Below are 26,062 nucleotides of genomic sequence, written 5' to 3' on the forward strand. Positions count from 1 at the left end.
TCCTTCATGAGCGATACCAGATATGGGTGCCTTCCCATTCGGAACAGGCGGTTCTGGGGAACCCGATTGCGGCGTTCCCATATCGCTCAGGTGGGGATGATTTCGGCCCGTTTCAAGGGCCGCGCCATGCGATCAGGGGCGGACGAACTTGGCCCCGCCCGCGTTGCGCGTACTGACCGAGGTTGCCCCCTTGATCCGCGGCATGAAATCCTGCGTCACGCCCACGCCGCTTTGTAACTGCGTTTTCAGCAGTTCCACCGCGCCGTCCAGTTGCGCCCCCAGCGCCACCTGATCTCCATCCAACTGCGCCTTGGCCGAAATGATGGACACAATTTCCGCCTGCCCATCCTGTATGCGAAACACCGGCGCGCCAGACGATCCGAAATTCACGTCACAGCTCATGACCACCACGCCCTTTTGCCGGTGCATCACGGAACAGGCTTCCTGAAACGATGGCGCTTCGGCCCGATCCAGCGCATAGGACACCACGCCCACCTGTTCCCCTGAACGGACGTCCACCCCGGTTTCAAACGGGATAACCGTGGTGTTCTGAATCGGCCGCAACAGTTCCAGCAGCGCCAAATCATTGCGCACCCGGTCCGCAGAAATTGTCCCGTCATAGCGATAGGACGGATGGATCACGACCCGCTTCACCCGGCGATAGGCTTCGGCCCGACCGTTGCGCAGCCCCGCCAGAAATTCGATCTTGCCGAAATCCACGCGGGTCTTTGTGGCCGGATCAAACAGGCAATGCGCCGCTGTCAAAACCAAATTCGGCGCAATCAGCGACCCGGTGCAAAACCCGGTGCCCCCCAATTCCAGCCGCCCCACCGCTTCCCAGCCTTTGGAGTCGTCCCCCGTGTTCAAACGGCGTAGGGGTGCATCATCGGCCCAAACCGTTGATACACTGGACAAAACCAATAGCGCCGCCACGAATGCCCGAAACATCCTGCCTCCGAAACCTGTTTACGCGACAGTAGTCATACCGGGGGGATTTGGCAAAATTGGGGCAAAGTCAGCGCAAGATCGGCACCCCATCATCCCGCCGCGCCTGTCCGTTCAGCGCAGGCGGCACCGGCCCGCCCGTCGCCCAATCCAGCAATTCGACCGTATGCACCACCGGCACCTGTGTCCCGGAACCGATCTGCACCATGCAACCGATGTTACCCGCCGCAATGATATCCGGTTTCACCGCCTCCAGCGTGCGCACCTTGCGTTCTTTCAGCTTGGCGGAAATCTCGGGCTGCATCAGGTTATAGGTGCCTGCACTGCCACAGCACAAATGGCTGTCCGCCGGTTCTGCCACTTTGAACCCAGCCCGTTTCAACAGATCCTTGGGAAAGGTTTTCACCTTCTGCCCGTGTTGCAATGAACAGGCCGCATGATAGCCCACGGTCAGCTTCTTATCCTCGCCCTGTGGCAGGTCCAGCTTCATCAGCAGTTCCGACACATCCATCGCAATCGACGACACCCGCGCCGCATCCGCCGCCAGCGCATCGTTGCGGAACATATGCCCGTAATCTTTCACGGTGGTGCCGCAACCGCTGGTGTTGATCACAATGGCATCCAACCCTGCGCCATCCATTTCCGACACCCAAGCGCGGATATTCTTTGCCGCAGCCGCATGGGATTCATCCTCGCGGCCCATGTGATGCGTCAACGCCCCACAGCATCCCGCGCCCTTAGCGATCACCACCTCGCAACCCAGCCGTTTCAACAGGCGGATCGTGGCATCGTTGATGTCGGTATTCAGCGCCCGCTGCGCACAGCCCGTCATCAGCGCCACACGCATCTTTTTCACGCCTTCCGGCGCAAAACTTTGCGGGTCGTCATTACGGCTGACCGGGGGAATATGCTTCGGTGCCATTTTCAGCATCGCCTTCAGCCGCGCGTCCGGCATCAGAAACGCAAAAGGCCGCCCGATTTTCGCCCCCAGCAACGCCAACCGGAACCGCCCCGGATAGGGCAAAATCCGCGCCAGCACCCAGCGCAAGGCCCGGTCGCTGAACGGGCGTTTATAGTTCTTTTCGATATAAGCGCGGGCATGATCCACCAGATGCATGTAATGCACACCGCTGGGGCAGGTCGTCATACAGGCCAGACAAGACAGGCAGCGGTCAATATGCTTGACCGTCTTTTCATCCGGCACACGCTCGTTTTCCAGCATGTCCTTGATCAGGTAAATCCGCCCCCGCGGGCTGTCCAGCTCATCCCCCAATACCTGATAGGTGGGACAGGTCGCGGTACAAAATCCACAATGCACACAGGCCCGCAGAATTTCATTGGCCCGCTGAATGCCGGGATCTTTCAACTGGTCTTCGGTAAATGTCGTCTGCATCAGCCCATCAGCCCCGGATTAAGAATACCACGCGGATCGAATTTTGCCCGCAGCCCGACGGACAGCGCCGCCAAGGGCGCGGGTTCGGGCTGAAATACAGGCACGGCGCGGCGCAATGCCTCGTTCCCCCGGATCAGCGTTGCATGGCCCCCCAGCGTCGCCATTTGCCCCCGGATCAACGCAGCCCCGGCATCCCCTGCTGCATCCACCAGCAGCCAAATCAACCCGCCGCCCCAATCGAATATCGCCTTGTGATCCAACCCTTGCGCCTTCAGCGCCGCGCTCAGCACCGGCCCGTCCGACGGTTTGACAGACAGTCGCCACACCGCCCCCGGCACCCCGGCAAAGGGAAGCACATCCCGCACCTCTTGCCACAGGGCCGCGCTTTCAGCACCTTCAACCACGTCAAACCCCGGCAACCGCGCCTGCAACTGTGCCACGCGATAGGCCACCGATCCGGCCAGCCCTTCGATCCGCACCTGTGTCCGCGCCGCACCCGCAGCCCCGTCCCCCAGATGCGCCGCACCGCTGACATCAAAGGGCGACCCCAATGCCGCGCTCAGCGCCGCCACACCATCGGCATCGCTGCGCCCCCGCGCGACCAGCGTCGCCTCGGCCTGTGGTATCGCCAAAACCTTAAAGCTCACCTCGGTCAGAACGCCCAATGTCCCCCAGCTTCCGGCCATCAGCTTCACCAGATCATAGCCAGTGACATTCTTCATCACCCGCCCGCCGTTTTTCAGCACACGCCCGGCCCCGTCGATAAACCGCACCCCCAAAAGGAAATCCCGGCACGCCCCGCCTTGTACCCGGCGCGGCCCGCTGACATTGGCCGCCACCATCCCGCCCAGCGTCGGCGTACCCACCGTTCCCAGCAACGCGCGGTGATCCATCGGCTCGAACGGCAGGCGCTGCCCCTCGTCGGCCAGAACCGCCTCAACCTCGGCCACCGGCGTGCCCGCCTGTGCCACCAGCGTCAGCGCACCGGGTTCATGCAGTACCACACCGGACAGGCCGGACATATCCAACACCTGCCCCGTGACAGGCGCCCCAATCGTGCGCGTGCCCCCCCCTTGCACCCGCAACGGCCCATTGGCCCCTGCCACCATCGCGGCCAGTTCTGCCTCTGTCTCGGGTCTCATATCGTCTTCTTTCTGGTTCAAAATACTCTGGGGGTGAATGCGCATCGCGCAGAGGGGGCAACGCCCCCTTAGCCCGCCCGCCGCAGGCGTGATACCTCTAGCGGGAACACTTTCGCCGGGTTCAGCAGCCACTTGGGATCGAACACATCCTTCACCGCCATCTGAATATCCATATCCTCGGGCGCGAACTGATCCACCATCAGATCCCGCTTTTCGATCCCCACGCCATGTTCGCCGGTCAGACAGCCCCCCACCTCGACACACAGGCGCAAGATGTCAGCCCCGAATGCCTCGCACCGTTCCAGATCGCCGGGTTTGTTGGCATTGAACAGGATCAGCGGGTGCATATTACCATCCCCGGCATGGAACACGTTGCCCACGCCCAGCCCGTATTCCTGGCTCATCTCCCCGATGCGGCGCAGCACATAGGGCAGTTGCGACACCGGGATGGTTCCGTCCAGACACATATAATCGTTGATCTGCCCCATCGCGCCAAAGGCGGATTTGCGGCCCAGCCAGATTTTCGCGCTTTCCTCGGCACTGGTGCTTTCGCGCAGTTCCACCGGATTGTGGGATCGGGCGATTTCCAAAATCAGGTCCAACTGCTCCTTGATCTCGGCATCCGATCCCTCAACCTCGACGATCAGCAAGGCCTCGCAATCGGGATATCCCGCCCCGGCAAAGGCTTCGGTCGCGCGGATACAGGGGCGGTCCATGAATTCGATGGCAACCGGCAACACACCCGCCTTGATGATGTCGGACACGCATTGGCCCGCCACCTCGTTACTGTCGAACCCCATCAACACGGGCCGCGCCCCTTCGGGTTTGTGCAGGATGCGCAGGGTGGCTTCGGTCACAACCCCCAACTGCCCCTCGGACCCACAGATCACGCCCAGCAGGTCCAGCCCCCCGGCATCCAGGTGTGCGCCGCCGATTTCCAGCACCGTGCCGTCCATCGTCACCAGCGTCACCCCCAGCAGGTTATTCGTCGTCACGCCATATTTCAGGCAATGCGCCCCGCCGGAATTCATCGCGATATTCCCAGCAATCGCACAGGCCAATTGCGAGGACGGATCGGGCGCATAGAAAAAATCGTCCTGCTCGACCGCGCCGGTCACGCTCAGGTTCGTGCGGCCGGTCTGTACCCGGATGAATCGGTTTTCATAATCGGTTTCCAGAACCGCATTCATCCGCGCCACGCCCAAGATCACCGAATCCGCCGTAGGCAACGCCCCGCCTGCCAGCGACGTTCCTGATCCGCGCGGCACCACAGGCACGCCCATGTCGTGGCAAATTCGCAGCACCGCCGCCACTTCGACGGTCGAGGACGGCAATACCGCGCACAGTGGCGGACAGCGATAGGCCGTCAGCGCATCGCATTCATAGGCGCGGGTTTCTGCTTCCTCGTGGATCACGGCATCGGTCGGCAGCACCTCTTGCAAGCGCTTCACCAGTTGCGGCTTTTTCGCCATCACCTGCGGGTCGGGTTTGGGCATTTCCACGGGGCATACTCCTAAAATTGGTAAAATAATATAACCAAAACCACCGTATGCGCAATTCTTTTTGCCGCGGGCTCATGCGGCATCTTGCGCTTTGCCCCGGACAAAGGCCAGTAAGAGGGCATGGAATGGGTCAAGATCATACATATTCTCTGCGTGATGGGCTGGATGACCAGCATCTTCGCAGTGCCGCGCGCGCTGATCTATTGGAAGCGCGAATATGACCGCTTGGGCGAATTCGGGCCGCTGGGCGACCTGACGGTTCGTTTATATCGGTTTTCCGCCGGTCTGGCCGTGATCGCCATCGCCACTGGGCTGTGGCTGGCGCATGATCTGGGCTGGCCCGCATGGGTTCACCTGAAACTGACGCTGGTCGCGCTGCTGGCGGGGCATTACATCTGGACCGGCAAGCTGGTCATACGCGCCAAACGGGGCGAATTCCGCGATTCGGAACTGTTCTTGCGGATTTTCAACGAAATCAGCGTCTTCGTCGCCATTGCCATTCTGTGGGCCGTGGTCGCCAAACCGTTCTGACGCATGAGCTGGGCCGAACGCCTGACCCTGTTCACCGCGCTGGATTATGTCGCGCTGGCGGGCCTGTTGATTGCATGGCTGGGTATTGGCTGGCTGATCGAACACCCCAGCGCCCGCCGCCCGTCCGTGTCGCGCCTGATGGCCGAATATCGCCGCGAGTGGATGCGCCAGATGGTCACGCGCGAACCGCGCATTTTTGACGCCCAAACCCTTTCGACCCTGCGACAAAGCACATCTTTCTTTGCCTCTGCCGCGATGCTGGCCATCGGTGGGGTGCTGGCGGCGATTGGCAATGCCGAACAGCTGGTCGGCGTGGCACAGGATCTGTCCATTTCCCGTGATCCGAAATTCGTATGGGAAATGAAGCTGCTGGTCATCATGTTCTTTCTGACCAACGCATTTTTGAAATTCGTGTGGTCGCATCGGCTGTTTGGATATTGCGCCGTGCTGATGGGGGCCGTCCCCAATAACCCGGCAGACCCGGTTGCCCTGCCCCGCGCGGCCAAGGCCGGGGAACTGAACATCACCGCCGCCCGCAGCTATAACCAAGGGCTGCGATCCGTCTATTTCGCGCTTGGCTCAACGGCGTGGCTCTTGGGACCATCGGCATTGCTGGCGGCTGTCGCTGTCACGGTCTGGGTATTGTGGCGCCGCGAATTTGCGTCGCGCTCGCGTCAATTCCTGATTGGGAACGCGGATGGGATGGGCCACACGGGAACGTCATCCAACAAGCATTCTAAACCGTGATACGGTAACTTTATGACTCGCACCCTGATTTTTCTTCTTGGCATTCTGGCCGCAACCCCCATCTTTGCCGATCCCCCACAGGTGGAAAACGTCACGACCGAACGGGCCGGTATGGGCTGGCGCATTAATGTCACCCTGTCGCACCCAGACAGGGGATGGAACCATTTTGCCGATGGCTGGGAAGTACTGGATGCTGATGGCCGCAGGCTGGGTTATCGGGAACTGATGCACCCCCATGATCACGAACAACCCTTTACCCGGTCGCTGTTCAACGTGATGATCCCCGATGGCACGCGCACGTTTTTTATCCGCGCCCATTGTTCCCAAAGCGGTTGGGCTGAAACGCTGACCAAGGTCGCGCTGCGCCACTGACCTGTGCCTTATCGGCGGCCTTCGCGCAGCCAACCGATCAGCGTCAACCCCAGCACCAGAACCAGCACCAACCACGCAGGCAACAGCGGCACCTGCGTCACCGCCAGCGTTTCATAGGCCTCGCGCGGGGTCAGCCCGATCCAGCCCCGCCCCGCCGCCGGACGCCCGGCCCGCACATCGCGGATGCTTGGCAACCCATCGCTAAGCCGTAGCACACCGCCCCGCAGCGCATCCACCGCCGGTTCCATCACATCGCCACTGGCAATGGTTGCCTCGAACTCCTTAGGGGCGGACGGGCCAAGACCGATCACCGCATCTTTGTCGCCATTTGCCAGCGTATACAGGCCAATTTCCGGGCCTTCATACTCCGCCTCGAACCGGCCCGGTGAAACTTCGGTCATGGGCAGAACCACCTGTTCACCCGATGGCGTGGTCACGGTCACGGCTCCGACATCCCCCGTCAGCGACCGGCGCACGATCTTCATCCGCTGCCCCACGGGTTCGGCCCACAGCGCCTCTTCTTCCAGCTCGGGTTCTTTCATCATCCAATGGGCCAGACGGCGCAGCAGTTCCAACTGCGGGCCGCCACCTTCGAAACCGCGATCCCACAGCCACGCTTGATCCGAGGCCAGCAACGCCACGCGCCCTTCGCCCACCCGATCCAGAATCAGCAGCGGCTTATCTTCGTACCCGGACATAACCACATTGCCCGCGCTTGGCTCTACCTCGACCTGCCGCAACCAGCGGCCCCAATCACCACCACCCTGCGGGGCCAACCCTGCTGTGACCGGATGGCGCTGCCCCAGGTCCGTCACCGCCGGGCGATACCCCTGTTCGATCACCCGCGCCGATGGCCGCGCCGGAACAATTGCAGACAGCGGGGAACGGTAAATGGAATCCGCGCTAGCAAAATCCGGCCCCGCCGCGATCAGCACCGCGCCACCCTTTTGGACGTAGTTCACCACGTTATCCAAGTAGATCGAGGGCAAAATCCCCCGCCGTTTGTACCGATCAAAAATGATCAGGTCGAAATCGTCGATCTTTTCCAGAAACAGTTCCCGTGTTGGAAAGGCGATCAGCGACAATTCCGCCACCGGCACCCCGTCCTGTTTTTCCGGCGGGCGCAAAATCGTGAAATGCACCAGATCAACGGAACTGTCGGATTTCAGCAGGTTGCGCCATGTCCGCCCCCCCGGATGCGGCTCGCCACTGACCAGCAGCACCCGCAACCGATCCCGCACGCCATTGATCTGCACCACGGCGCTGTTATTGCGATCCGTCAATTCGCCCTCTGCCAAGGGCAGCGAAAACCGGATCACGTTCATCCCGCCATGATCCAGCGTCAGCGGCAATTCGATGGGCCGCCCGACAGGCACCGAAAACGGCCCCATTTCCCGCCCATCCACAGAAACCTCCATCAAGGTTTCCGACACGCCGGGCGGAAAGGCACCCATATCTTCGATCCGCAGTTTCAGCGTGATCGGTTCGCCCAGAATGGCAAAGGCCGGGGCATTTTCCACGATCAGGCGGCGGTCCCAATCCTGTGGCTGGCCCGACAACAGCACATGCAGCGGCGCGGGCAGATCGGGGGCGCGATCCAGATCATGCACCTGCCCATCGGTCAGCGCCACGATCCCGGCAATCCGTCCATTGGGTTCTTCGGCCAATGCCTCGGCCAGTTTGCTGAACAACAAGGTGCCACTGTCGTCGGGACCGTCGCCCACCGCGATCCGGCGCACCTCGGTCCCCGGACGGGCGCGCAATTGCGCCTCCAGCGTATCGGCGGCTGTCGCCACCTGCGCGGGCCGATCTGCCAACCGCTGACTGGCCGATCCATCCACCAGCATCAGCACGATATCAGACAACGCCCCGCGTTCTTCGGTCCGCAGGGATGGGCCGGACAGGGCCGCCAGCACCACCAGCCCGGCCAGACCGCGCCAGACCCAGCCCGCCAAACCGCGCCACAGCGCCAGCCCGGCCATCACCAGAACCAGCCCGGCCAATACCCCCCAGACAACCCAGGGCAAAAGCGGATCAAAGATAACCGAACTCATTGTCCCAACCTGTCCAGCAGCGCAGGCACATGGACCTGATCGGATTTGTAATTGCCGGTCAGCACATGCATCACCAGATTCACCCCAAAGCGATAGGCCAGTTCCCGCTGCCGTTCCCCGGTATAGCCACGCCCCACAGGATACAGCGGATTGCCCCGTTCATCCGTGGCCCATGCCGCCGCCCAGTCATTGCCGCCAATCACCACCGGCGTCACCCCGTCATTCAGATTGCGGAATGGCATCCCATCCACCTTTTCCGCACCGGGCGGTGCCGCTTCGACCCAGACATCGCGGCTGTTGAACCGCCCCGGAAAATCCTGCAACAGGTAAAACGCCCGCGTCACCACATGATCCTGCGGCACGGGTTCCAACGGCGGAATATCCAGCGGGGCCGCCAGTTGCCGCAGTTTCCGCCCATTCGGGCTGGAAGCACCATACCGGGCAATATCAGCGTCCCGCGTGTCAAACAGGATCATCCCCCCCGACCGTAAATAGCGGTTCAAACGGGCATAGGCCGCATCCGACGGCATCGTCTGTGCCGCCGTAATCGGCCAGTAAATCACCGGAAAGAACCCCAATTCATCCCTTTCCAAATCCACGCCGATCGGGGCATCGGGTTCAACCGTCGTGCGAAAAAACAGCACATCCGAAAGCCCCATCAAACCCGCCTGTGAAATCCGGTCCTGTTCGGCGTCACCCGTTTTCACATAGGCCAGCACCACCTCGTGCGTGGCTGTGATTGCGCGGGTATCATCCACGGGCCGATCCTGCGCATATGCCGGATGCGGCTGCGCGGGGATCAGCAGCGCCATCAGAACCAGTGCCGCCGCCCGCGCCCCGATCAACCGCCCCGACAGCGCCAGCGATGCCAGCACATCCGCCAACAGCAGCACAATCGCAGCGGCCAACAGATAGCCTCCCAACGGCATTTCATCTGCGCGGGCCATACCTGTCACCGGAATCCGCGCAGGCCAGTCAAAGGCCCGCAATTCCCGGTCCGCCGCCATCGCGTTCACCGCCAGCCTGCGATCATCGTTCTGATAAACACCGGGGCGCAGATCCGGCCCCAGCCGTGCCTGCGCCAATTCCGCGCCATCCACCCCCGGCAGATTGCCCGCATCGGCCACACGCCCGAACCCGTCCATCACCTGCAAGGGTTTCCAAACCGTTCCGGCCAGATCACCCACTTCGGGCTGCGCCATCGCAGAGGAGACAGAAAGCCGTTCCAACATCTGAACGAACAGGCCGGACAGGGGCAGGCTGCTCCATTCCGCGTTGGCGGTGACGTGGAACAGCACCGCTTGGCCCTGTCCGACTTTCTTGCGCGTCACCAGCGGCGTGCCATCGCTAAGCTGCGCGATCACCCGATCCGCCAATGTGGGATCAGGCTGCGCCATCACCTGCGCCGACACCTGCACGTCCGCCGGGATGGGCAGGCCATAAAACGGGCTGTTTTCAGCAAAAGGCGCCAGCGTCTTGGGTTCGCCCCAACTCATTGCGCCGCCCACTGTGCGCCCGCCTGTGCGCAACCGCACCGGCATCAACGGGTCTTCGTTATCCCGGCTCACCTTGCTGGCGGCCAGTCGCGGCCCAGCGAAACGCACCAGAATGCCGCCCTGTTCAACCCAATCCAGAACGGCCTGTTCCTCGCCCTCGGCTAGGGTGGCGACATCGGCCAGAACGATCACATCGGGATTGGCCGGGATCACATCCATCAACGGCCCGGTCAGCAAATCAGCCGACGGACCCAAGGCCTGCGTCAGGTAATGCAGCGGGGCCAACAGCTCCAACCCTTCGCGGTCGTCCCGCCCCGCAATCAGTGCCACTTCGCGGCGGCGCAAGCTGTCATCGGTCAGCGCCACCGCCCCGGCAGAGCGCACGCCTTCCAGTTCAAACCGCGTGACACGGGCGCGCATTTCCGCAGGCAGGATCAGCGTTCCGCTGGCCTGTTCGGCCCCATCCTCGAACCGCAGCGGCAACCGCGCCAGCACCCGCTGCACCCCATTCGGATCGCGCCCATGCGCCGCAACCGTCACGTCCCGCGCCGGGCCGGGAGCAGACCGCAGCGCCGTCAGCGCAATACCGCCATCCGCGAATTGCGCCGGGCGCAGGCCAATCACCGCCCGCCAGCTTTCATAGACACTGACCGGCCCGTGATCCTCTAGCGCGGCCAAAACATCCGCCTGCCCCGGCCACGCCACGCCATCAGACAGCCACAGCGTTTCAAACGTGTCCCCGCCCAGCGCCGCAATCGCCCGTTCCGCATCGGGTTCCCACGGCAGCGGTCCCATCCCGGTCAGCCGCCCGCGCCATGCCTGTGCAGTCTGGAACTGCACCGGCTGCGGATCGCTCAGCCGCAGCACCGCCACAGGCCGCCCGCTGCGCCCGGCATCCATCAGCAATTGCGCCGCCTGTTCAGACCGCAAGGCCCAGTCCTGCGCCCCGGTCCAGCCGCCATCCATCACGATCAGCATCGGGCCAGTTCCGGCCCCACGATCCGTTTCAGGGTTCAGCACTGGCCCTGCCAATCCCACAATCACCGCCGCTGCCGCCAGCATCCGCAGCAACAGCAACCACCACGGAGTTCGATCCGTGACCGTATCGTCGTCCTTTAGCCCCAACAGCAGCGCCACACCCGGAAAGCGCCGCCGGATCGGTGCAGGCGGCACCGCCCGCAAAATCAGCCATAGCACCGGCAACACGGCCAATGCCCACAATAGCCACGGCGCGGCAAATCCGATCGGCCCCAGCATCATGCCCCTGTCCCCCGGTTCAAGGCCTGCCACAACCACAACAACGCCACCTGTGCGCTGTCATTGGTGTGGTGGGTCTGAAACTGCCAGCCCGTTGCCCGGCACAGGTTGGCCAGCTCATCCTTGCGCACGGCCAACCGACGCAGATACCGATCCCGCAGATCTCCCGCTTTCAGGGTTTCATGCACCACCGTGCCGCCCATGCTTTCAAAAATCGTGCGTCCCGTAAATGGAAACGCTTCTTCGGACGGGTCCAACACCTGCAACAACACGCCCCGCACCCCACGATCCGCCGCCTTGGTCAGCGCCGCTGTCACCGCTGACAGATCGCCCATGAAATCGGACATGAATACCGCCCGCGCATGAGGGATCATCGCACGGGATTCGGGTTCGGCGTAATCTTCGGGGGCGTCTATGCTGAAAAATTCGGCCAGACGCAGAATTTGGTTATTCCCCCGGCGCGGCGGCAGGCTGGTGCCGGTCAACCCCACCCGTTCGCCCCCACGCACCAGCAGGATTGCCACCGCCAGCGCCAAAACACGGGCGCGATCCACTTTTTCCGGCAGGGTTTGCCCAGACGCAAACCGCATCGAAGCGGACTGATCCACCCATAGCATCACGCTTTGGGCAATCTGCCATTCGCGTTCACGCACATATTGCGCATCCCCCCGCGCGGACCGGCGCCAGTCGATCATGCGACGGCTATCGCCCGGCTGCACCGGACGGTATTGCCAAAAATCATCGCCCAGCCCTGCACGGCGGCGGCCATGTTCCCCCAACAGAACAGTCCCCGCCAAATGTTCGGCCCGTGCCAGAAGCGGCGGCAAATGCGCCGCCTGTTCTTCGGCCCGAACACGCAAGGGGGACGGATCGCTCACGCTGCCACCTCGATCCGGGTGACGCGGGCGGCGGTGGTGTCGATCAGATCAGACAGGCTGTCGCCCCGCGCCCGCGCGGCAAAGTTCAGCGCCATCCGGTGACTTAGCACCGGGCGGGCCATCGCCACCACATCTTCGACCGAGGGGGCAAGCCGCCCCTGCAACATCGCCCGCGCCCGCACCGTTAGCATCAACGCCTGTGCCGCTCGTGGCCCCGGTCCCCAGGCCACGGTTTGTTTCACCCGTTCATCGGCGCTGTCATCCTGCGGGCGGAACGCGCGCACCAGATCCAAAATCGCCTCGACCACGCTATCGCCCACGGGCATCCGCCGCAGCAAGGTTTGCGCGGCCAGCAATTCAGCGGCGGTGAATACCTCGTGCGCTTCGTCCTCGCTCACGCCGGTGGTGGCCAACAGAATGTCCCTCTCGGTCTGTCGGTCAGGATAGGCCACGTCGATCTGCACCAGAAAACGGTCCAACTGCGCTTCGGGCAGGGGATAGGTGCCTTCCTGTTCAATCGGGTTCTGTGTTGCCAACACATGAAACGGCACGCCCAACACCCGGTCTTCGCCTGCAACAGTCACGCGCTTTTCCTGCATCGCCTGCAACAGTGCCGATTGGGTGCGCGGGCTGGCGCGGTTGATTTCATCCGCCATCAGCAATTGGCAAAACACCGGCCCCGGCACGAACCGGAACGCCCGCCGCCCGTCCGCATCGGCATCCAGCACCTCGGACCCCAGAATATCCGCTGGCATCAGGTCCGGCGTAAACTGGATGCGGTTGCCATGCAGGCCCATCACGGTGCTTAACGTATCCACCAGCCGGGTTTTACCCAACCCCGGCAAACCGATCAGCAACCCATGTCCACCGCACAGCAGTGCCGACAGGGTCAGGTCCACCACCTGCGCCTGACCGATAAACCTGCGCATGATCGAGGCTTTCGCCTCGGCCAGCTTTTCCTCGACGCTTTCGATCCGGGAAACCAGATCGTCCTGATCGGTCATGGTCAAACTCCTGCTCAAACACTATCTTATGTCAGAGTGTATCGCGCCCGACGCAAATGGCAAAAACAATGAGCGGACAAATGATTGTGAAACCCTCGGCAGATGGCATTGCCGCTGCGGCCCGCGCCGCAGCCAAAGGCAAAGGCCTACCGCCTGTGCATAAATGGAACCCGCCCTTTTGTGGTGATCTGGATATCCGCATCGCGCGGGATGGCATGTGGTATTATCTGGGAACGCCCTTTGGCAGACCCGAACTGGTGCGGCTATTTTCCACGATCCTGCGCAAGGACGGGGATGAATATTTCCTTGTCACCCCGGTGGAAAAAGTCCGCATTCAGGTCGAAGACGCCCCATTTTTGGCGGTCGATTTCGACGTGACCGGCACCGGCCCGGATCAATCCCTGACGTTTCACACCTCTGTCGGGGATCAAACCACCGCCGGGACAAACGCCCCGATCCGCGTGGTGCGTGATCCCGAAACCGGCGAACCGTCGCCCTATGTGCTGGTGCGCGCGAATCTTGAAGCACTGATTGACCGCAAAAGTTTCTATCGGCTGGTCGAGATCGGCGCCCACCATGACGTAGACGGCCAAAGCTGGTTTGGCTTGTGGTCTGGCGGGCAGTTCTTTCCGATCATCCCCTCTGCCGAATTGCCGTAACACCGCCGCCGCCACCCCATCGCCCCCAAGGGCAACAGGGGTGGGCGGGCGTTGCCCTTGGAGCGTTCCACGACCACAGAACCAATATGCCGAAATTCGCCGCCAATCTGACCCTGCTGTTCACCGAATACCCGCTAACGGACCGTTTCGACGCCGCCCGCCGCGCCGGGTTCGGCGGTGTGGAATTGCTGATCCCCTATGACACCCCAGCCCCCGAGCTGGCCCGCGCCCTGCGCGACAGTGGGCTGTCTATGGTGCTGATCAACACCCCCGCCCCGGACTGGGCTGCCGGGGATCGCGGATTGGCCGCCCTACCGGGGCGCGAGGCTGCCTTTCGGGACAGTTTTGAACTGTCGCTGGACTATGCCGCGCATCTGTCCCCCGATCACATTCATATCATGGCCGGGTTGGCCAGCGGAGCAGAGGCCCACGCCACATATCTGCGCAACCTGTCGTGGGCGACCACCCGCGCCCCGCAACAATCCCTGACGATCGAGCCGATCAACTCAATCGACATGCCGGGCTTTTTCCTGAACGATTTTGATCAGGCCGCTGATATTCTGGACCAGTTCAAAGCCCCGAACCTGTCGCTGCAATTCGATGCCTATCACGCCCACCGCATCACGGGCGACATGCCCGCAACATGGGCCAGACATCGCCACCGCACCCGCCACATACAGATTGCCGGAACCGAAGGCCGCCATGAACCCACCGGCGGGGCCATCGACTACCCCACCTTTTTCGCGCTGCTGGACGCGCAGGGCTACACCGGACACGTCAGCGCCGAATACCTGCCCGCCGCCAAAACCGAAGACGGGCTTGGCTGGCTCTGGCCGTATTCCGCGCCTGCAATGCCTTAGGAAAGCGTTACGTTCCGCACCAGACCTTCTTGTGCGGTCGAGGCCACCAACCGCCCGTCCTGCGTGAAAATCTGCCCACGGTTGAACCCGCGCGCACCGCCCGCCCACGGGCTGTCCATCGAGTACAAAAGCCATTCATCCATGCGGAAATCATCATGGAACCAAACCGCATGGTCCAGACTGGCGAATTGCATATCGCGGTCGGAAAACCCTTTGCCAAAGGGCAGCATACACGTTCCCAGAAGCCCGAAATCCGAAGTATAGGCCAGCGCGGCGCGGTGCATTTCCAGGTCATCCCCCAGATTACCGCGTACCCGCATCCACATCGCCTGTGCCGGTTCACGCGGTTCGCGCGAAAACGGCGGACGCACCGAAACCGGACGCATTTCAATCGGGCGCGGCGTCCGCAGCCATTGCAGGAATTCCTCGGGCAGTTCATCCGCCCGCTCCTCGCCCAGTTGTTCTTCGTTCATCAGCCCCTCGGGGCCGGGAACATCGGGCATTTGGTATTGATGCGACAGGCCCGGTTCGGTCACATGGAACGACGCGGCAAGGTTCAGGATCGGCTTGCCCGCCTGCACGGCCACCACGCGCCGGGTGGCAAAACTGCGCCCGTCCCGGTCCCGTTCGACCTGAAACAACACGGGCTGCGTGGCATCACCGGGCCGCATGAAATAGGCGTGCAAAGAATGCACCGGACGTTCCGGCCCCACGGTGCGGATGGCCGACATCAACGCCTGCCCCACCACCTGACCGCCAAACGACCGCCCACGCCCCTGCGGCGTTGCAATCCCGCGGAAATAATCCTGCTCGACCTGTTCCAGATCCAGCACATCATGCAGCCATTGGCCCAAGGCCGTGTCGTCTGTTTCGCTCATCCTACGTCCCACATTTTGTCCTCGCCCGCCTAATCAGGGGCAATCGCGCCCGAAGTGCAAGCGAAAACAGGGGAATATCGCAGCGTCGCAACCGCGTTTCGCAACATCACGGCTTGGGTTTTGCCCCAAACGCTTTAATGCCCGACCACGCGCAGATCGGCACAAACGGCGCCCGGCTCTTCCAGTTCCAGCACCGAATGCGCAATACCGAAACGGTCGCGCAGATGTCCCTTGACCACCTGTTTCACCTGTTCGGCCCTGCCGGAGCCATCCAGCACAACATGGGCTTCCAGCGCAGTTTCGTGTTCCTGCATCCGCCACAGGTGGACGTGGTGAACGCTGTCCACACCGTCCAGCCCGCGCAATGCCTCTAGCACCTCGTCCAGATCGGTATCTTCGGGGCTGCCCAGCATCAGGATACGGATCACCGGAACGATCCCTTGCCATGAATGCCACAGGATATACCCCGAAATCATCAGCGTCACGATCGGGTCCACCAGACGCCAGTCATACAGCAGGATCAGGCTACCCCCGACAATCACCGCCACAGACCCCAAAGCATCCGCCACGTTATGCAAAAACGCTGCCCGCATATTGGCGCTGTCTTTGCTAAGCTGCATGACCAGAAGCGCGGTTATCGTATCAATCACCAGCGCCACACCCGCCACGATGACAACGATCCAGCCTTCTACCTCTTGGGGATTGAACAGGCGTTGTACACCTTCGGCGGCGAGATAAAACGCTACCACGATCAGCGTGGTATAATTGATCAATGCCGCCACCACCTCGGCCCGGCCATAGCCAAAGGTCATGGACGCGTCCGCAGGCCGCTTGCCAATCCGCCGCGCGACAAAGGCAATGACCAGCGACAGCGCGTCAGACAGGTTGTGAATCGCATCTGCGATCAGCGCCAAAGACCCCGAAAAGACCCCCGCCACGATCTGCGCAAAGGTCAACAGGATATTCACCGCCACCGCTGCCGCCACGCGCTTATCGCCGGAATCCAGATCCGGGGGATGGTGATGATGCCCATGATGATGGTCGTGATGATCGTGTGCCATGATGCCCCCTTAGCGGCTGCGGGTCAGTTCAAGGAAAACATCCTGCAAATCGGCTTCTTCCGTCTTTACATCACGAATGCGGATACCTGCATTGCGCACGACCTCCAACACCTGCTCGGCACTGGTTTCCTTGGCGTGATAGCTCAGCGCCAGCGACCCGTCCGGGCGAGTTGACACCTCGATCCCTGCCGCCTGCGGCAAAACCGATCCGGGTGTTTCAGGCTGGATCACCATCGTTTTGGCGTCAATCCGCCCCAACAGGTTCGCCGTGGAATCCCGCGCGACCACTTCGCCCTGATTGATGATGGCGATCTCGTCGCACATTTCCTCGGCTTCTTCCAGATAGTGAGTGGTCAGGATGATCGTCATGCCCTGCTGGTTCAGCATCCGCACGTTTTCCCACAACATCTGGCGCAATTCGATATCCACCCCCGCCGTGGGTTCATCCAGCACCAGAACATGCGGATGATGCACCAGCGCCTTGCCCAGCAATAACCGCCGCCGCATCCCGCCAGACAGGGTGCGAGCATAAGCGTCGGCCTTATCCTCCAGCCCGACCAGACGCAGGATTTCATCACTGCGCCGCTGTGATTTCGGCACGCCATACAGGCCCGCCTGCACCTCCAGCGCGCCGCGCGGGCTGAAAAACGGGTCCAGATTCAATTCCTGCGGCATGACGCCAATGGACGCCCGCGCCTGACGCGGATTTACATCCTGATCGAAGCCCCAGATCGTGACCTTCCCGGCGGTTTTCACCACCAGCCCGGCCAGAATGTTGATTAGCGTGGATTTCCCCGCCCCGTTCGGCCCCAAAAGGCCGAAAACCGACCCGCGCGGAATATCCAGATCAATGCCTTTCAGCGCCTCTTTGCGCGGTTGGCCCTTTGATCCGCCATAAACCTTGCGCAAACCCCGGATTTCGATTGCATTGCCGCTCATGGCCCACTTGCCCCTGCCCGTTTCATCGCTCATAACAGACCTAGTTCTTTTGCAGCCAAAAGGAAACGGCCCGGATGACGACGCAAGCGCCCGAAACCAAGATTGTCGAAAAATCCAAAATCGCCTGTGACGGCGGCGAAGGTGCGTTGGGTCATCCCCGCGTCTGGCTGCACATCTCCGAAGAAGACGGCTATGTCGAATGCCCGTATTGCGACGCGAAATATGTGCTGAAAGGCCGCGAAGCCGCCTGAACGGGATAGGACGGCACCTGTTGCATGTGCCGGAATTGAGTATTTTTTATCAGAAAGAAGCAGCAGGGCGGGACCAAGATACTGGCCGCGCCCTATTTGGCATGGCACAAACGCCATAGATCACGGGATAGAAAAGGGAAGTGTCATGCAATTCGGAAAAGGATGCCACCTGCACCTGATTGACGGCTCGGCCTTTATTTTCCGGGCCTATCACGCCCTGCCGCCGCTGACACGGAAATCCGACGGGCTGCCGATTGGCGCCGTCAGTGGTTTCTGCAACATGCTGTATAAATATGTCGAGGCCAATACAGGCCCGGATGCGCCCACTCATGTCGCCGTGATTTTCGACAAGGGCAGCCACACCTTTCGCAATGACCTGTATGACCTGTACAAGGCCAACCGCGAAGCCATGCCCGAAGACCTGCGCCCGCAAATCCCCCTGACGCGCGAGGCGACCATTGCCTTTAACATCGCGTGCAAGGAACTGGCAGGGTACGAGGCCGATGACATCATCGCCACCCTGTCCGTACAGGCCCGCGATGCAGGAGGGCGCGTCACGATCATTTCATCCGACAAGGATCTGATGCAGCTTGTCGGCGATGGCGTGGAAATGCTGGACGCCATGAAAAACAAGCGGATTGACCGCGACGGTGTGATCGAAAAATTCGGCGTTGGCCCCGAACGGGTGGTGGACGTGCAGGCGCTGGCCGGGGATTCTGTGGATAACGTGCCCGGCGCGCCCGGTATCGGCATCAAAACCGCTGCCCTGCTGATCAACGAATATGGCTCGCTCGAGGAACTTCTGGATCGCGCCGGGGAAATCAAGCAACCCAAGCGCCGCCAGACGTTGATTGAAAAACGCGACCAGATCGAACTGTCCAAGAAACTGGTGCAACTGGACTGCAACACGCCGCTGGATTTCACGCTGGACGATCTGGAGGTCCGCGACCCCGATCCCGAAACCCTGCTGGAGTTCCTGTCGGGAATGGAATTCCGCACCCTAACCAAACGGATTTCCGATCAACTGGGCGTTGACGCCCCCGCGATCAAAGACACGGACCCGCGCGGGGCGGAACCCGAAGCCGCCGATGCGCCTGCCGATCTGCCCTTTGCCCCCGAAACCTACGCGTGCATCCGCGATGCACAGGCCTTGGAGCCGTGGATCGCCCGCGCCCGCGAACGCGGCTATGTGGCAGTGGATACCGAAACCACCGGATTGGATGAAATGCGCGTGGATCTGGTGGGGATTTCCCTGTGCATTGATTCGGGCAAGGCCTGCTATATCCCGCTGGGTCACAAGGATGGCTCGGACGATCTGTTCGGCAGCGACAATCTGGCCGAAGGACAAATGCCGCTGGAACAGGCGCTGGACATGCTGCGCCCCCTGCTGGCCGATCCATCCGTGATGAAAATCGGCCAGAACATGAAATACGATGCCAAGATTTTCGCGCGCTATGGCGTGACCGTCACGCCCTATGACGACACGATGCTGATGTCCTATGCGATGAATGCGGGGCTGCACGGGCATGGCATGGATGCGCTGGCCGAACGCTATCTGTCGCACGCGCCGATCCCGATCAAATCGCTGCTGGGGAGCGGGAAATCCGCGATCACCTTTGACCGGGTGCCGATTGACGATGCCGTGAAATACGCCGCCGAAGACGCGGACATTACCCTGCGCCTGTGGGAGCTGTTCAAGCCGCAACTGCACCAGACCCGCGTGACCACTGTTTATGAAACGCTGGAACGCCCCCTGTCGCCGGTTCTGGCCCGGATGGAAATGCACGGTATCAAGGTGGACCGCGATACCCTGTCGCGCATGTCCAACGCCTTCGCTCAGAAAATGGCTGGATACGAATCCGAACTGTTTGAACTGGCCGGGCATGAATTCAACGTGCAATCCCCCGCGCAGGTTGGCGCCATTCTGTTCGAGGAAATGGGGCTGGACGGCGGCAAAAAAACCAAAACCGGCCAATGGTCCACCCCCGCCGATGTGCTGGAGGATCTGGCGACAGAGCATGATTTCGCCGCCCGCGTGCTGGATTACCGCCAGTTGCAAAAACTGAAATCCACCTACACGGATGCGCTTCAGGACCATATCAATCCCGATACGGGCCGGGTGCATACATCCTATGTACAGACCGGGGCGAATACGGGGCGGCTGGCCTCGACCGACCCGAACCTGCAAAACATCCCCGTCCGCAGCGAGGAAGGTCGCCGCATCCGCGAGGCATTCGTGGCAGAGGAAGGCAAGGTGCTGCTGTCGCTGGACTATAGCCAGATCGAACTGCGCATCCTGGCGGAAATGGCCGATATTCCGGCGCTGAAACAGGCGTTCAAGGACGGGCTGGACATCCACGCCATGACCGCCAGCGAAATGTTCGATGTGCCGCTGGATCAAATGACCCCGGACATCCGCCGCCGCGCCAAGGCAATCAACTTCGGCGTGATCTACGGCATTTCCGGCTTCGGTCTGGCCCGCAACCTGCGCATCCCGCGGGCCGAGGCACAGGGCTTTATCGACCGTTATTTTGAACGCTTCCCCGGTATCCGCAGCTACATGGACGCAACCACGCAGTTCGCCAAAGATCATGGCTATGTGCAAACCATGTTTGGCCGGAAAATCCACACGCCGGAAATCAACGCCAAAGGCCCCGGCGCGGGCTTTGCCAAACGCGCGGCCATCAACGCCCCGATCCAAGGCACCGCCGCCGATGTGATCCGCCGCGCCATGATCCGCATGGAAGACGCCATTGCCGGTCTGCCCGCGAAAATGCTGCTACAAGTCCACGATGAATTGCTGTTCGAGGTCGACGCCGACCGCGCCGATGACGTGATTGCCCGCGCCCGCGACGTGATGGAAACCGCCGCCGCCCCTGCGTTACACCTGAGCGTTCCGCTAACCGTGGACGCAGGCCAAGGCCAGAACTGGGCCGAAGCGCATTAACCCAAATGCCGCGCCGGGACGCCCGGTTCAGCATTGAGTATTTGGCATCAGAAAGAAGCAACAGGCTTCGCCCCGTTCCCCCGCCGTTTCCGGGTTGGGAACGGGGCGGCTTCTTCCTGATACGGTCATCGGCTCTCCAGCCTGTACCGCATTCCGATCGTGTCACGACGGGATGAACAAAACCTTATCGCTTCTTTCTGATCAAAAATACTCAGACCGTGACAGGCGAAACAGGCGCTCAGGTGCCGGGATCGCGCAGCATCCGGCCCAGCAATCGACCACCCAGAATATGCACATGCAGATGCGGCACATCCTGAATCGCCGCCTCGCCGGAATTAGCCACCATACGGTAGCCGCCCCCACCCATGCCGGGCTGAACCTCTGTCATCGCGCAGATTTCGCCCACCATGCGGGTGAAATCCACGATCTCGTCCTCGGACGCCTCCAGTGCGAAATGGTCATAGGTCACATACGGCCCTTTTGGGATCACCAACACATGCACCGGCGCTTGTGGGGCAATGTCATGAAAAGCCAGCGCATGAGTGCTTTCCCTGACCTTCTTGCAAGGAATTTCCCCCCGCAAAATCCGCGCGAAAACATTCTGGTCGTCGTAGCGATACGCCATCATTTCATTCCTTAGTCCGAAAACAGATAGTCGATCCCGCAAATTTCTTCGGCCTGATCCTGCGGGATCGACAGGAACCGGGCCAACGCAACAGCATTTTCAGCAGACCCCGCACCATCGCGGATGCGGTTGTAATTTTCGAACTCCGAATCCCGGATCACGTCCCCTTCGTACACGATATCCTGCCGAATGGTGGGCAACAGACGTTCCCAGGTTTCATCCGAGGTGTGTTCCCCCGCCAACCCGATCCGCATCGCGTGGCCCACAAGGAAATCATCGTCGTACTGGCACTCGACCTCCAGCAACCGCGTGACAGACCGATCTCCGACAAAATCGCGGATCAGGTCGATATTGCCCGGATCGACACAGATGATCAGCCGGTCAGTGGCGAAGTAATCGAACAGCATCCGCATCAGCGCCCGCTGGTGGCGCATCCGTTTCGGCAGACTGGCCTGAATCCCCCCCAGATCGGGCAGCGGCGTGTCCTCCTCGTTGAACAGGTATTCGATTGTCGGGATGTCCGTTTTTTGCTTGATGAAGGCCAGCAACCGTTTTGCGACATGCCATTTCTTGCAGATCACAATCAGCAATTCACGTTCACGCCCCAGCGTGCTTTCGGTTTCCCAGAACCGCATCCCGAACCGCCGCCCGATCCGGCCCCGCCCTGTCAGAAAGCTGTACAGGCTGCGCCCTTCGTTGGACACTTTGAACTGCACCCCCTGCGCCGCGTACAAATCCCCCAGCCGCGCCTTCAGTTCTTGGGCTTCGGGGCTGATTTTACGGGCGAACAGGAAATCCTGACTCAGCAACAAATCATAATGATCATTGTAGAATGTCACCGGCATTCCGTAGTCAGAAAACATCAGAAAGGTCAGCGTCCGGCTGCGGATTTCCGTTTCCGGCACCAAGTGGCGCACTAACGTCTGGAAAAATGTTTCATCGGGAATCCATGTCCTGCGGAAAAACCGCATCACATCGCGGCGCTGGCGCGTGAAATCCAATATCCATTCAATCGTGCGACGACGCAGGCACCACCACTGGCTGCCGATCATGATTTGCAAATCTTCGGGGATGGCGCGTTTCAGACCCAGTTTGCGCTGTGCCTGCAACATGCCATAGAACAGCCGCTTGTGGTTTCGTTCGTTCAGGTAGTGGCGATAAACCAGCCGGTCCTCTTTCATGCCGGTCTTGATCCAGTCGCTTTCAAAGAAATCAAAGCTTTCGATGTAGTCGCAGGATTCGGCATCCAGAAATTCATGCGCGTATTCTGCGGATTTGATCGCCATACAATCGCCCGACACCATCATGAAATGTGTGGCGCGAGGAAAGGCCTGAACCGCGCTTTCCACCGCGTTCAGGGTGGCCTGTACCAAGCTCCATTCCCCCCAGCCGCATTTGATCCGCCTATGTGCGAATGTGACGGCAGAATTGTCCTTGAGCGCTGCGCGGATTTTTTCATAATCTGCGGACGAGGCATTTCCATCGAAATGAATCGACATGTAATCGCCCGCAGCGGTCAGCCGCTGGGCCTGCTGAATAATAGCGTCCGGGTCTTTGTGACACAAAAGGATAAAGGCAATCGTCGCCATGAAACAGGCCAATGCTCCGGGTCAGTCGTAACAGGGGCATACTAGGCCGCATTTGCGAAAGGGGAAACAGGGCAGTCCGTTTTTTAAATCAACCCAAGGATGATTTTGGTCGCCCGAAAGTTGACCAGAGCGCAACAGGCTTTTAACACCGTATCAAGACATATAATACAGGCACGTAGTATGTTAATAGCCTGATATTGGAGGCAGTTTCTATGGGTTTTCCTGGCACCTGGATGACAGAAAGCGAAAGCGTCATCTATCGCGTCGTACCAAAATGCGCCTGTTCGACGATCGGACAGATCATGTATTATTCCGATCATGGCACGTTCTATGATGGCGACATTCACGATGCGCAGGACGGCATGCACAAATGGGCGTTCGAGGCCAGCCAGCCCTTGATCCAGAAAGCTGTGACCGATCACGGGGCTTATGCCTTTACCTGCGTGCGCAACCCTTACAGCCGTGTGCTATCGTCCTTTTTCGACAAAATCTGCGGCATTCAGCGGAACGGAAAACGCTATCGCGGCAATATGGTGCCGCTGCTGATTCAAAAATATGGGATCGAGGTGGGCGGCCCCGACGGCAAGGACGAATTTGACCAAATCCGCAGTTTCCGCCGCTTTCTGCTATTCGTGCGCGATACCATCCGGTTTGGCAAACCGATGGGACCGGACATTCATTGGTCATCGGTGTCGGGACATGTATCGACCTATATCGCCAACGGCGGGACATACGATCACATCGTTTGGACAGAAAAATTCAATGACGGGATGCAGGTCGTGCTGGATCATATCGACACCCGGCATCCGGTTGTGTTGTCCGACATTCCCCGCTTCAATGAATCCGAAGGCCACGGCCCCAAGCGCCTACACCCGGTAGAAGCGTATTTCGACGATCTGTCGATGCATCTGGTCTATGAGATCTACAAATCGGATTTCGATCTGTTCGGCTATGACTTTGAAAATCCGGCCAACAAATTGCCGATCCGGGACATTGATCTGGCCGAGGTCCACGCCAAATTGGGTGACTAACCCCAGACCACGGGGCAAAGGGGGCCAGCCCCTCTTGGCTGCGCCAATTCACCCCGGAGTATTTTTCAATCAGAAAGAAGCAGATTGGTTTCTTTCTGATGGCAAATACTCTGGGGTTTGGGGCAGCGCCCCAAGAAACCGGCAAGCGCAATATTTCAGTTTCTTGGGCACACGGTAAATCAGCCCTTCTGCGCCACGTTCACAGGTTGAGCGCGGGAATTCCAAGTGCGTGACACTTCGCCTTCCATCACCATTGCCTCGCCCATCGGCATGTCATAGCCCCGATCCACAACCCGTTTCATTTCACGCATGATCACCGGGTCATGGGCGGCAAAGCTTTCGGCCAGTTCCATCGCCAGCGGCATCAGGTCGGCCTGCGGCACCACGCGATTGACCAGCCCCCAATCCAGAGCGGTCTGGGCATCAATGCGTTTGCAGCCGAAATGCATTTCCTTGGCCCGTGACGGGCCAACGATCCGTGACAAACGTTGCGACAAACCCCATCCCGGCATCACCCCTACCGCTGCGTGGGTATCCCCAAAACTGGCGTTTTCCGAAGCGATCAAGACATCGCAGGCCATTGCCAGTTCCAGCCCGCCGGTAATAGCAAACCCGTTCACCGCTGCGATGATCGGGCAACGGCAATCCATCAGCGCGTTGGCCGGGTTATCGGCAACCTCTGCGGTACTGGCACCGCGCAATTTGCTGGGATCGCTGGAAATCTCTTTCAGATCCAGCCCGGCGGAAAAGGCCCGGTCCCCCGCCCCGGTCAACACAATGACGCGCACGCTGTCATCTGCCTCGGCGGTGCGCAGGGCGGCGGCCAGTTCGGCCCGCAGTTGCACAGACAACGCATTCATCGCCTGCGGGCGATTCAGCGTGATAACCATCACCCCCCCGGTTTGTTCGCACAAAACGGTGGCTTCTTCTGAATTGGACATGATTTTAACTCCCTCCTCCAATAGCTGTAGTGAACCGCTACGTGACGTCACTGTCAATTTCTTGCGTTGTTCCGGGGCGGGGGCGATCAGTACGGTTAAATCGGGAAAGAGGAGGACTAAGACATGACAAAGACACATCCGTTTGACCTAAGCGGTCGCGTGGTCGTCGTGACCGGGGGAAACGGCGGTTTGGGGCTGGGCATGGCCGATACGCTGGCCGAGCTGGGGGCCAAGGTGGCGATCTGGGGCCGCAATCCAGATAAAAACGCCACGGCACTGGACCGGATCAACCGCCACGGCGGCGATCATATCGCGCTGGCCTGTGACGTCTGCAACTGGGATCAGATCGACGCGGCAATGGCGCAAACGCTGGACCATTATGGCCGGGTCGACGGCATGTTCGCCAATGCCGGCGTGGGCGGCGGGCCGAAGCCCTTTACCGAGCGCAGCGTGCAGGAATGGCGCGACTTGATGGCCGCCAATCTGGATGGGGTCGTGCGCAGCTTTCAGGTGGCGGCGAAGCACATGATCGAACGCGGCGCGAATGGCGATGCCTTTGGGCGGCTGGTCTGCACGTCCTCGGTTGCGTCCATCGACGGGGCGGCCTTCAACGAACATTACGGCGCATCCAAGGGCGCATTAAATTCGCTGGTTCGCGCCACGGCGGTCGAATTGGCACGGCATGGCATCACCGTGAACGCGATCCTGCCCGGCTATGCGGAATCCGACATGACGGCGGGATTGATGGATAACGAAAAATTCGTCCGCAACGTTATGCCCCGTATCCCCGTTCGCCGCTTTGGCACACCGCAGGATTTTGGCGGCATCGCCAGCTACCTGATGAGCGACCTGTCCGCCTATCACACCGGGCAATGTTTCGTCATCGACGGTGGGTATACGATATTCTGACACCCAACAAAAAACGGCGGGCCGCACAGCCCGCCGTTTTCTTTGTCAAAT

23 protein-coding genes are annotated in these 26,062 nt (G+C 60.7%); 9 read left to right on the forward strand and 14 right to left on the reverse strand.

What is annotated here, in order from left to right; translation table 11 throughout:
- Positions 1 to 132: 132 nt before the first annotated feature.
- The 4 genes from FN828_RS00625 to FN828_RS00640 form a co-directional block, all read right to left on the reverse strand.
- A complete protein-coding gene (locus tag FN828_RS00625; protein WP_142491443.1) occupies positions 133 to 948 on the reverse strand; it encodes a trypsin-like serine peptidase in 816 nt (271 codons plus the stop codon).
- 67 nt (positions 949 to 1,015) lie between these two features.
- Positions 1,016 to 2,338 (reverse strand): glycolate oxidase subunit GlcF, encoded by a 1,323-nt coding sequence (glcF, locus tag FN828_RS00630; RefSeq protein WP_142491444.1) that lies wholly within the window; start codon positions 2,336 to 2,338, stop codon positions 1,016 to 1,018.
- Positions 2,338 to 3,480 carry a glycolate oxidase subunit GlcE gene (gene glcE, locus FN828_RS00635; protein WP_142491445.1) on the reverse strand — a complete coding sequence of 381 codons (1,143 nt, stop codon included), beginning with the start codon at positions 3,478 to 3,480 and terminating at the stop codon, positions 2,338 to 2,340. Before glcE ends, glcF begins: the two co-directional genes overlap by 1 nt.
- Before the next feature lie 68 nt (positions 3,481 to 3,548).
- Entirely contained in the window at positions 3,549 to 4,982 is a 1,434-nt protein-coding gene (locus FN828_RS00640) for an FAD-linked oxidase C-terminal domain-containing protein (protein WP_142491446.1), read from the reverse strand.
- A gap of 120 nt (positions 4,983 to 5,102) precedes the next feature.
- On the opposite strand from FN828_RS00640, the gene FN828_RS00645 reads away from it, so the two are divergent.
- From FN828_RS00645 to FN828_RS00655, 3 genes are read left to right on the forward strand one after another with little or no spacing between them, the layout of a single operon-like run.
- Positions 5,103 to 5,513, forward strand: a complete 411-nt coding sequence (locus tag FN828_RS00645) for a CopD family protein (protein WP_142491447.1) — start codon at positions 5,103 to 5,105, stop codon at positions 5,511 to 5,513.
- A gap of 3 nt (positions 5,514 to 5,516) precedes the next feature.
- Positions 5,517 to 6,260 carry a DUF599 domain-containing protein gene (locus tag FN828_RS00650; RefSeq protein WP_142491448.1) on the forward strand — a complete coding sequence of 248 codons (744 nt, stop codon included), beginning with the start codon at positions 5,517 to 5,519 and terminating at the stop codon, positions 6,258 to 6,260.
- Between the two features lie 12 nt (positions 6,261 to 6,272).
- On the forward strand, positions 6,273 to 6,632 hold the full coding sequence (locus tag FN828_RS00655; protein WP_142491449.1) for a hypothetical protein: 360 nt from the start codon (positions 6,273 to 6,275) through the stop codon (positions 6,630 to 6,632).
- Between the two features lie 8 nt (positions 6,633 to 6,640).
- Here the strand turns inward: FN828_RS00655 and FN828_RS00660 are convergent, their stop codons facing one another.
- The 4 genes from FN828_RS00660 to FN828_RS00675 are packed head-to-tail and all read right to left on the reverse strand — an operon-like array spanning position 6,641 to position 13,321.
- Complete coding sequence (locus FN828_RS00660; RefSeq protein WP_142491450.1) at positions 6,641 to 8,686, reverse strand: hypothetical protein; 2,046 nt, start codon at positions 8,684 to 8,686, stop codon at positions 6,641 to 6,643.
- On the reverse strand, positions 8,683 to 11,442 hold the full coding sequence (locus tag FN828_RS00665; RefSeq protein ID WP_142491451.1) for a DUF4159 domain-containing protein: 2,760 nt from the start codon (positions 11,440 to 11,442) through the stop codon (positions 8,683 to 8,685). Before FN828_RS00665 ends, FN828_RS00660 begins: the two co-directional genes overlap by 4 nt.
- Positions 11,439 to 12,317 (reverse strand): DUF58 domain-containing protein, encoded by an 879-nt coding sequence (locus tag FN828_RS00670; RefSeq protein WP_142491452.1) that lies wholly within the window; start codon positions 12,315 to 12,317, stop codon positions 11,439 to 11,441. Before FN828_RS00670 ends, FN828_RS00665 begins: the two co-directional genes overlap by 4 nt.
- A complete protein-coding gene (locus FN828_RS00675; protein WP_142491453.1) occupies positions 12,314 to 13,321 on the reverse strand; it encodes an AAA family ATPase in 1,008 nt (335 codons plus the stop codon). The genes FN828_RS00670 and FN828_RS00675 overlap by 4 nt, the downstream gene beginning before the upstream one ends.
- A 68-nt stretch (positions 13,322 to 13,389) precedes the next feature.
- Between FN828_RS00675 and FN828_RS00680 the strand changes: the two genes are divergently transcribed.
- Together FN828_RS00680 and FN828_RS00685 are read left to right on the forward strand one after the other, a co-directional pair.
- Positions 13,390 to 13,980: a DUF1285 domain-containing protein gene (locus tag FN828_RS00680; protein ID WP_142491454.1), complete on the forward strand. Its 591-nt coding sequence runs from the start codon at positions 13,390 to 13,392 to the stop codon at positions 13,978 to 13,980.
- Between the two features lie 86 nt (positions 13,981 to 14,066).
- On the forward strand, positions 14,067 to 14,840 hold the full coding sequence (locus FN828_RS00685) for a hydroxypyruvate isomerase family protein (RefSeq protein ID WP_142491455.1): 774 nt from the start codon (positions 14,067 to 14,069) through the stop codon (positions 14,838 to 14,840).
- On the opposite strand, the gene FN828_RS00690 is transcribed toward FN828_RS00685, so the two are convergent.
- The 3 genes from FN828_RS00690 to FN828_RS00700 all read right to left on the reverse strand — a co-directional run bounded on the left by FN828_RS00690 (position 14,837) and on the right by FN828_RS00700 (position 17,718).
- The gene (locus tag FN828_RS00690) at positions 14,837 to 15,718 is read right to left on the reverse strand and encodes an acyl-CoA thioesterase (RefSeq protein ID WP_142491456.1); all 882 of its coding nucleotides are present in this window, start codon (positions 15,716 to 15,718) and stop codon (positions 14,837 to 14,839) included. The genes FN828_RS00685 and FN828_RS00690 overlap by 4 nt on opposite strands.
- Before the next feature lie 134 nt (positions 15,719 to 15,852).
- The gene (locus tag FN828_RS00695; RefSeq protein WP_142491457.1) at positions 15,853 to 16,779 is read right to left on the reverse strand and encodes a cation diffusion facilitator family transporter; all 927 of its coding nucleotides are present in this window, start codon (positions 16,777 to 16,779) and stop codon (positions 15,853 to 15,855) included.
- 9 nt (positions 16,780 to 16,788) lie between these two features.
- Positions 16,789 to 17,718, reverse strand: coding sequence for an ABC transporter ATP-binding protein (locus FN828_RS00700; protein WP_142491458.1), 930 nt, complete (start codon positions 17,716 to 17,718; stop codon positions 16,789 to 16,791).
- A gap of 74 nt (positions 17,719 to 17,792) precedes the next feature.
- On the opposite strand from FN828_RS00700, the gene FN828_RS00705 reads away from it, so the two are divergent.
- Entirely contained in the window at positions 17,793 to 17,969 is a 177-nt protein-coding gene (locus tag FN828_RS00705) for a zinc-finger domain-containing protein (protein WP_142491459.1), read from the forward strand.
- A gap of 145 nt (positions 17,970 to 18,114) precedes the next feature.
- Positions 18,115 to 20,916 (forward strand): DNA polymerase I, encoded by a 2,802-nt coding sequence (gene polA, locus FN828_RS00710; protein ID WP_142491460.1) that lies wholly within the window; start codon positions 18,115 to 18,117, stop codon positions 20,914 to 20,916.
- 238 nt (positions 20,917 to 21,154) lie between these two features.
- Here polA and FN828_RS00715 read toward each other — a convergent pair whose 3' ends face one another.
- Both FN828_RS00715 and FN828_RS00720 read right to left on the reverse strand, forming a co-directional pair.
- Positions 21,155 to 21,541: an HIT domain-containing protein gene (locus tag FN828_RS00715; RefSeq protein WP_142491461.1), complete on the reverse strand. Its 387-nt coding sequence runs from the start codon at positions 21,539 to 21,541 to the stop codon at positions 21,155 to 21,157.
- Positions 21,542 to 21,552: 11 nt separating this feature from the next.
- The gene (locus tag FN828_RS00720) at positions 21,553 to 23,130 is read right to left on the reverse strand and encodes a DUF5928 domain-containing protein (protein ID WP_142491462.1); all 1,578 of its coding nucleotides are present in this window, start codon (positions 23,128 to 23,130) and stop codon (positions 21,553 to 21,555) included.
- Positions 23,131 to 23,342: 212 nt separating this feature from the next.
- On the opposite strand from FN828_RS00720, the gene FN828_RS00725 reads away from it, so the two are divergent.
- Complete coding sequence (locus FN828_RS00725) at positions 23,343 to 24,161, forward strand: sulfotransferase family protein (RefSeq protein WP_142491463.1); 819 nt, start codon at positions 23,343 to 23,345, stop codon at positions 24,159 to 24,161.
- 179 nt (positions 24,162 to 24,340) lie between these two features.
- Here the strand turns inward: FN828_RS00725 and FN828_RS00730 are convergent, their stop codons facing one another.
- Entirely contained in the window at positions 24,341 to 25,102 is a 762-nt protein-coding gene (locus FN828_RS00730; protein ID WP_185958893.1) for an enoyl-CoA hydratase, read from the reverse strand.
- Between the two features lie 123 nt (positions 25,103 to 25,225).
- Here FN828_RS00730 and FN828_RS00735 point away from each other — a divergent pair, with 123 nt between their 5' ends.
- Complete coding sequence (locus tag FN828_RS00735) at positions 25,226 to 26,011, forward strand: SDR family NAD(P)-dependent oxidoreductase (protein ID WP_142491465.1); 786 nt, start codon at positions 25,226 to 25,228, stop codon at positions 26,009 to 26,011.
- Positions 26,012 to 26,062 lie beyond the last annotated feature (51 nt).

It is taken from the genome of Thalassovita litoralis, from assembly GCF_900182725.1.
In the GTDB taxonomy this organism is placed as follows: Bacteria; Pseudomonadota; Alphaproteobacteria; order Rhodobacterales; family Rhodobacteraceae; genus Thalassobius; species Thalassobius litoralis.

Excerpts from the sequence above, each read along its gene's own strand:
- FN828_RS00680 (WP_142491454.1), top strand. The coding sequence starts at position 13,390 with ATGAGCGGACAAATGATTGTGAAACCCTCGGCAGATGGCATTGCCGCT.
- FN828_RS00665 (WP_142491451.1), bottom strand. The coding sequence starts at position 11,442 with ATGATGCTGGGGCCGATCGGATTTGCCGCGCCGTGGCTATTGTGGGCA.
- FN828_RS00655 (WP_142491449.1), top strand. The coding sequence starts at position 6,273 with ATGACTCGCACCCTGATTTTTCTTCTTGGCATTCTGGCCGCAACCCCC.
- FN828_RS00685 (WP_142491455.1), top strand. The coding sequence starts at position 14,067 with ATGCCGAAATTCGCCGCCAATCTGACCCTGCTGTTCACCGAATACCCG.
- FN828_RS00700 (WP_142491458.1), bottom strand. The coding sequence starts at position 17,718 with ATGAGCGGCAATGCAATCGAAATCCGGGGTTTGCGCAAGGTTTATGGC.
- FN828_RS00720 (WP_142491462.1), bottom strand. The coding sequence starts at position 23,130 with ATGGCGACGATTGCCTTTATCCTTTTGTGTCACAAAGACCCGGACGCT.
- FN828_RS00705 (WP_142491459.1), top strand. The coding sequence starts at position 17,793 with ATGACGACGCAAGCGCCCGAAACCAAGATTGTCGAAAAATCCAAAATC.
- glcF (WP_142491444.1), bottom strand. The coding sequence starts at position 2,338 with ATGCAGACGACATTTACCGAAGACCAGTTGAAAGATCCCGGCATTCAG.
- FN828_RS00645 (WP_142491447.1), top strand. The coding sequence starts at position 5,103 with ATGGAATGGGTCAAGATCATACATATTCTCTGCGTGATGGGCTGGATG.
- FN828_RS00695 (WP_142491457.1), bottom strand. The coding sequence starts at position 16,779 with ATGGCACACGATCATCACGACCATCATCATGGGCATCATCACCATCCC.
- FN828_RS00625 (WP_142491443.1), bottom strand. The coding sequence starts at position 948 with ATGTTTCGGGCATTCGTGGCGGCGCTATTGGTTTTGTCCAGTGTATCA.
- glcE (WP_142491445.1), bottom strand. The coding sequence starts at position 3,480 with ATGAGACCCGAGACAGAGGCAGAACTGGCCGCGATGGTGGCAGGGGCC.
- FN828_RS00735 (WP_142491465.1), top strand. The coding sequence starts at position 25,226 with ATGACAAAGACACATCCGTTTGACCTAAGCGGTCGCGTGGTCGTCGTG.
- FN828_RS00675 (WP_142491453.1), bottom strand. The coding sequence starts at position 13,321 with ATGACCGATCAGGACGATCTGGTTTCCCGGATCGAAAGCGTCGAGGAA.
- FN828_RS00725 (WP_142491463.1), top strand. The coding sequence starts at position 23,343 with ATGGGTTTTCCTGGCACCTGGATGACAGAAAGCGAAAGCGTCATCTAT.
- FN828_RS00730 (WP_185958893.1), bottom strand. The coding sequence starts at position 25,102 with ATGTCCAATTCAGAAGAAGCCACCGTTTTGTGCGAACAAACCGGGGGG.
- FN828_RS00650 (WP_142491448.1), top strand. The coding sequence starts at position 5,517 with ATGAGCTGGGCCGAACGCCTGACCCTGTTCACCGCGCTGGATTATGTC.
- FN828_RS00715 (WP_142491461.1), bottom strand. The coding sequence starts at position 21,541 with ATGGCGTATCGCTACGACGACCAGAATGTTTTCGCGCGGATTTTGCGG.
- FN828_RS00660 (WP_142491450.1), bottom strand. The coding sequence starts at position 8,686 with ATGAGTTCGGTTATCTTTGATCCGCTTTTGCCCTGGGTTGTCTGGGGG.
- polA (WP_142491460.1), top strand. The coding sequence starts at position 18,115 with ATGCAATTCGGAAAAGGATGCCACCTGCACCTGATTGACGGCTCGGCC.
- FN828_RS00690 (WP_142491456.1), bottom strand. The coding sequence starts at position 15,718 with ATGAGCGAAACAGACGACACGGCCTTGGGCCAATGGCTGCATGATGTG.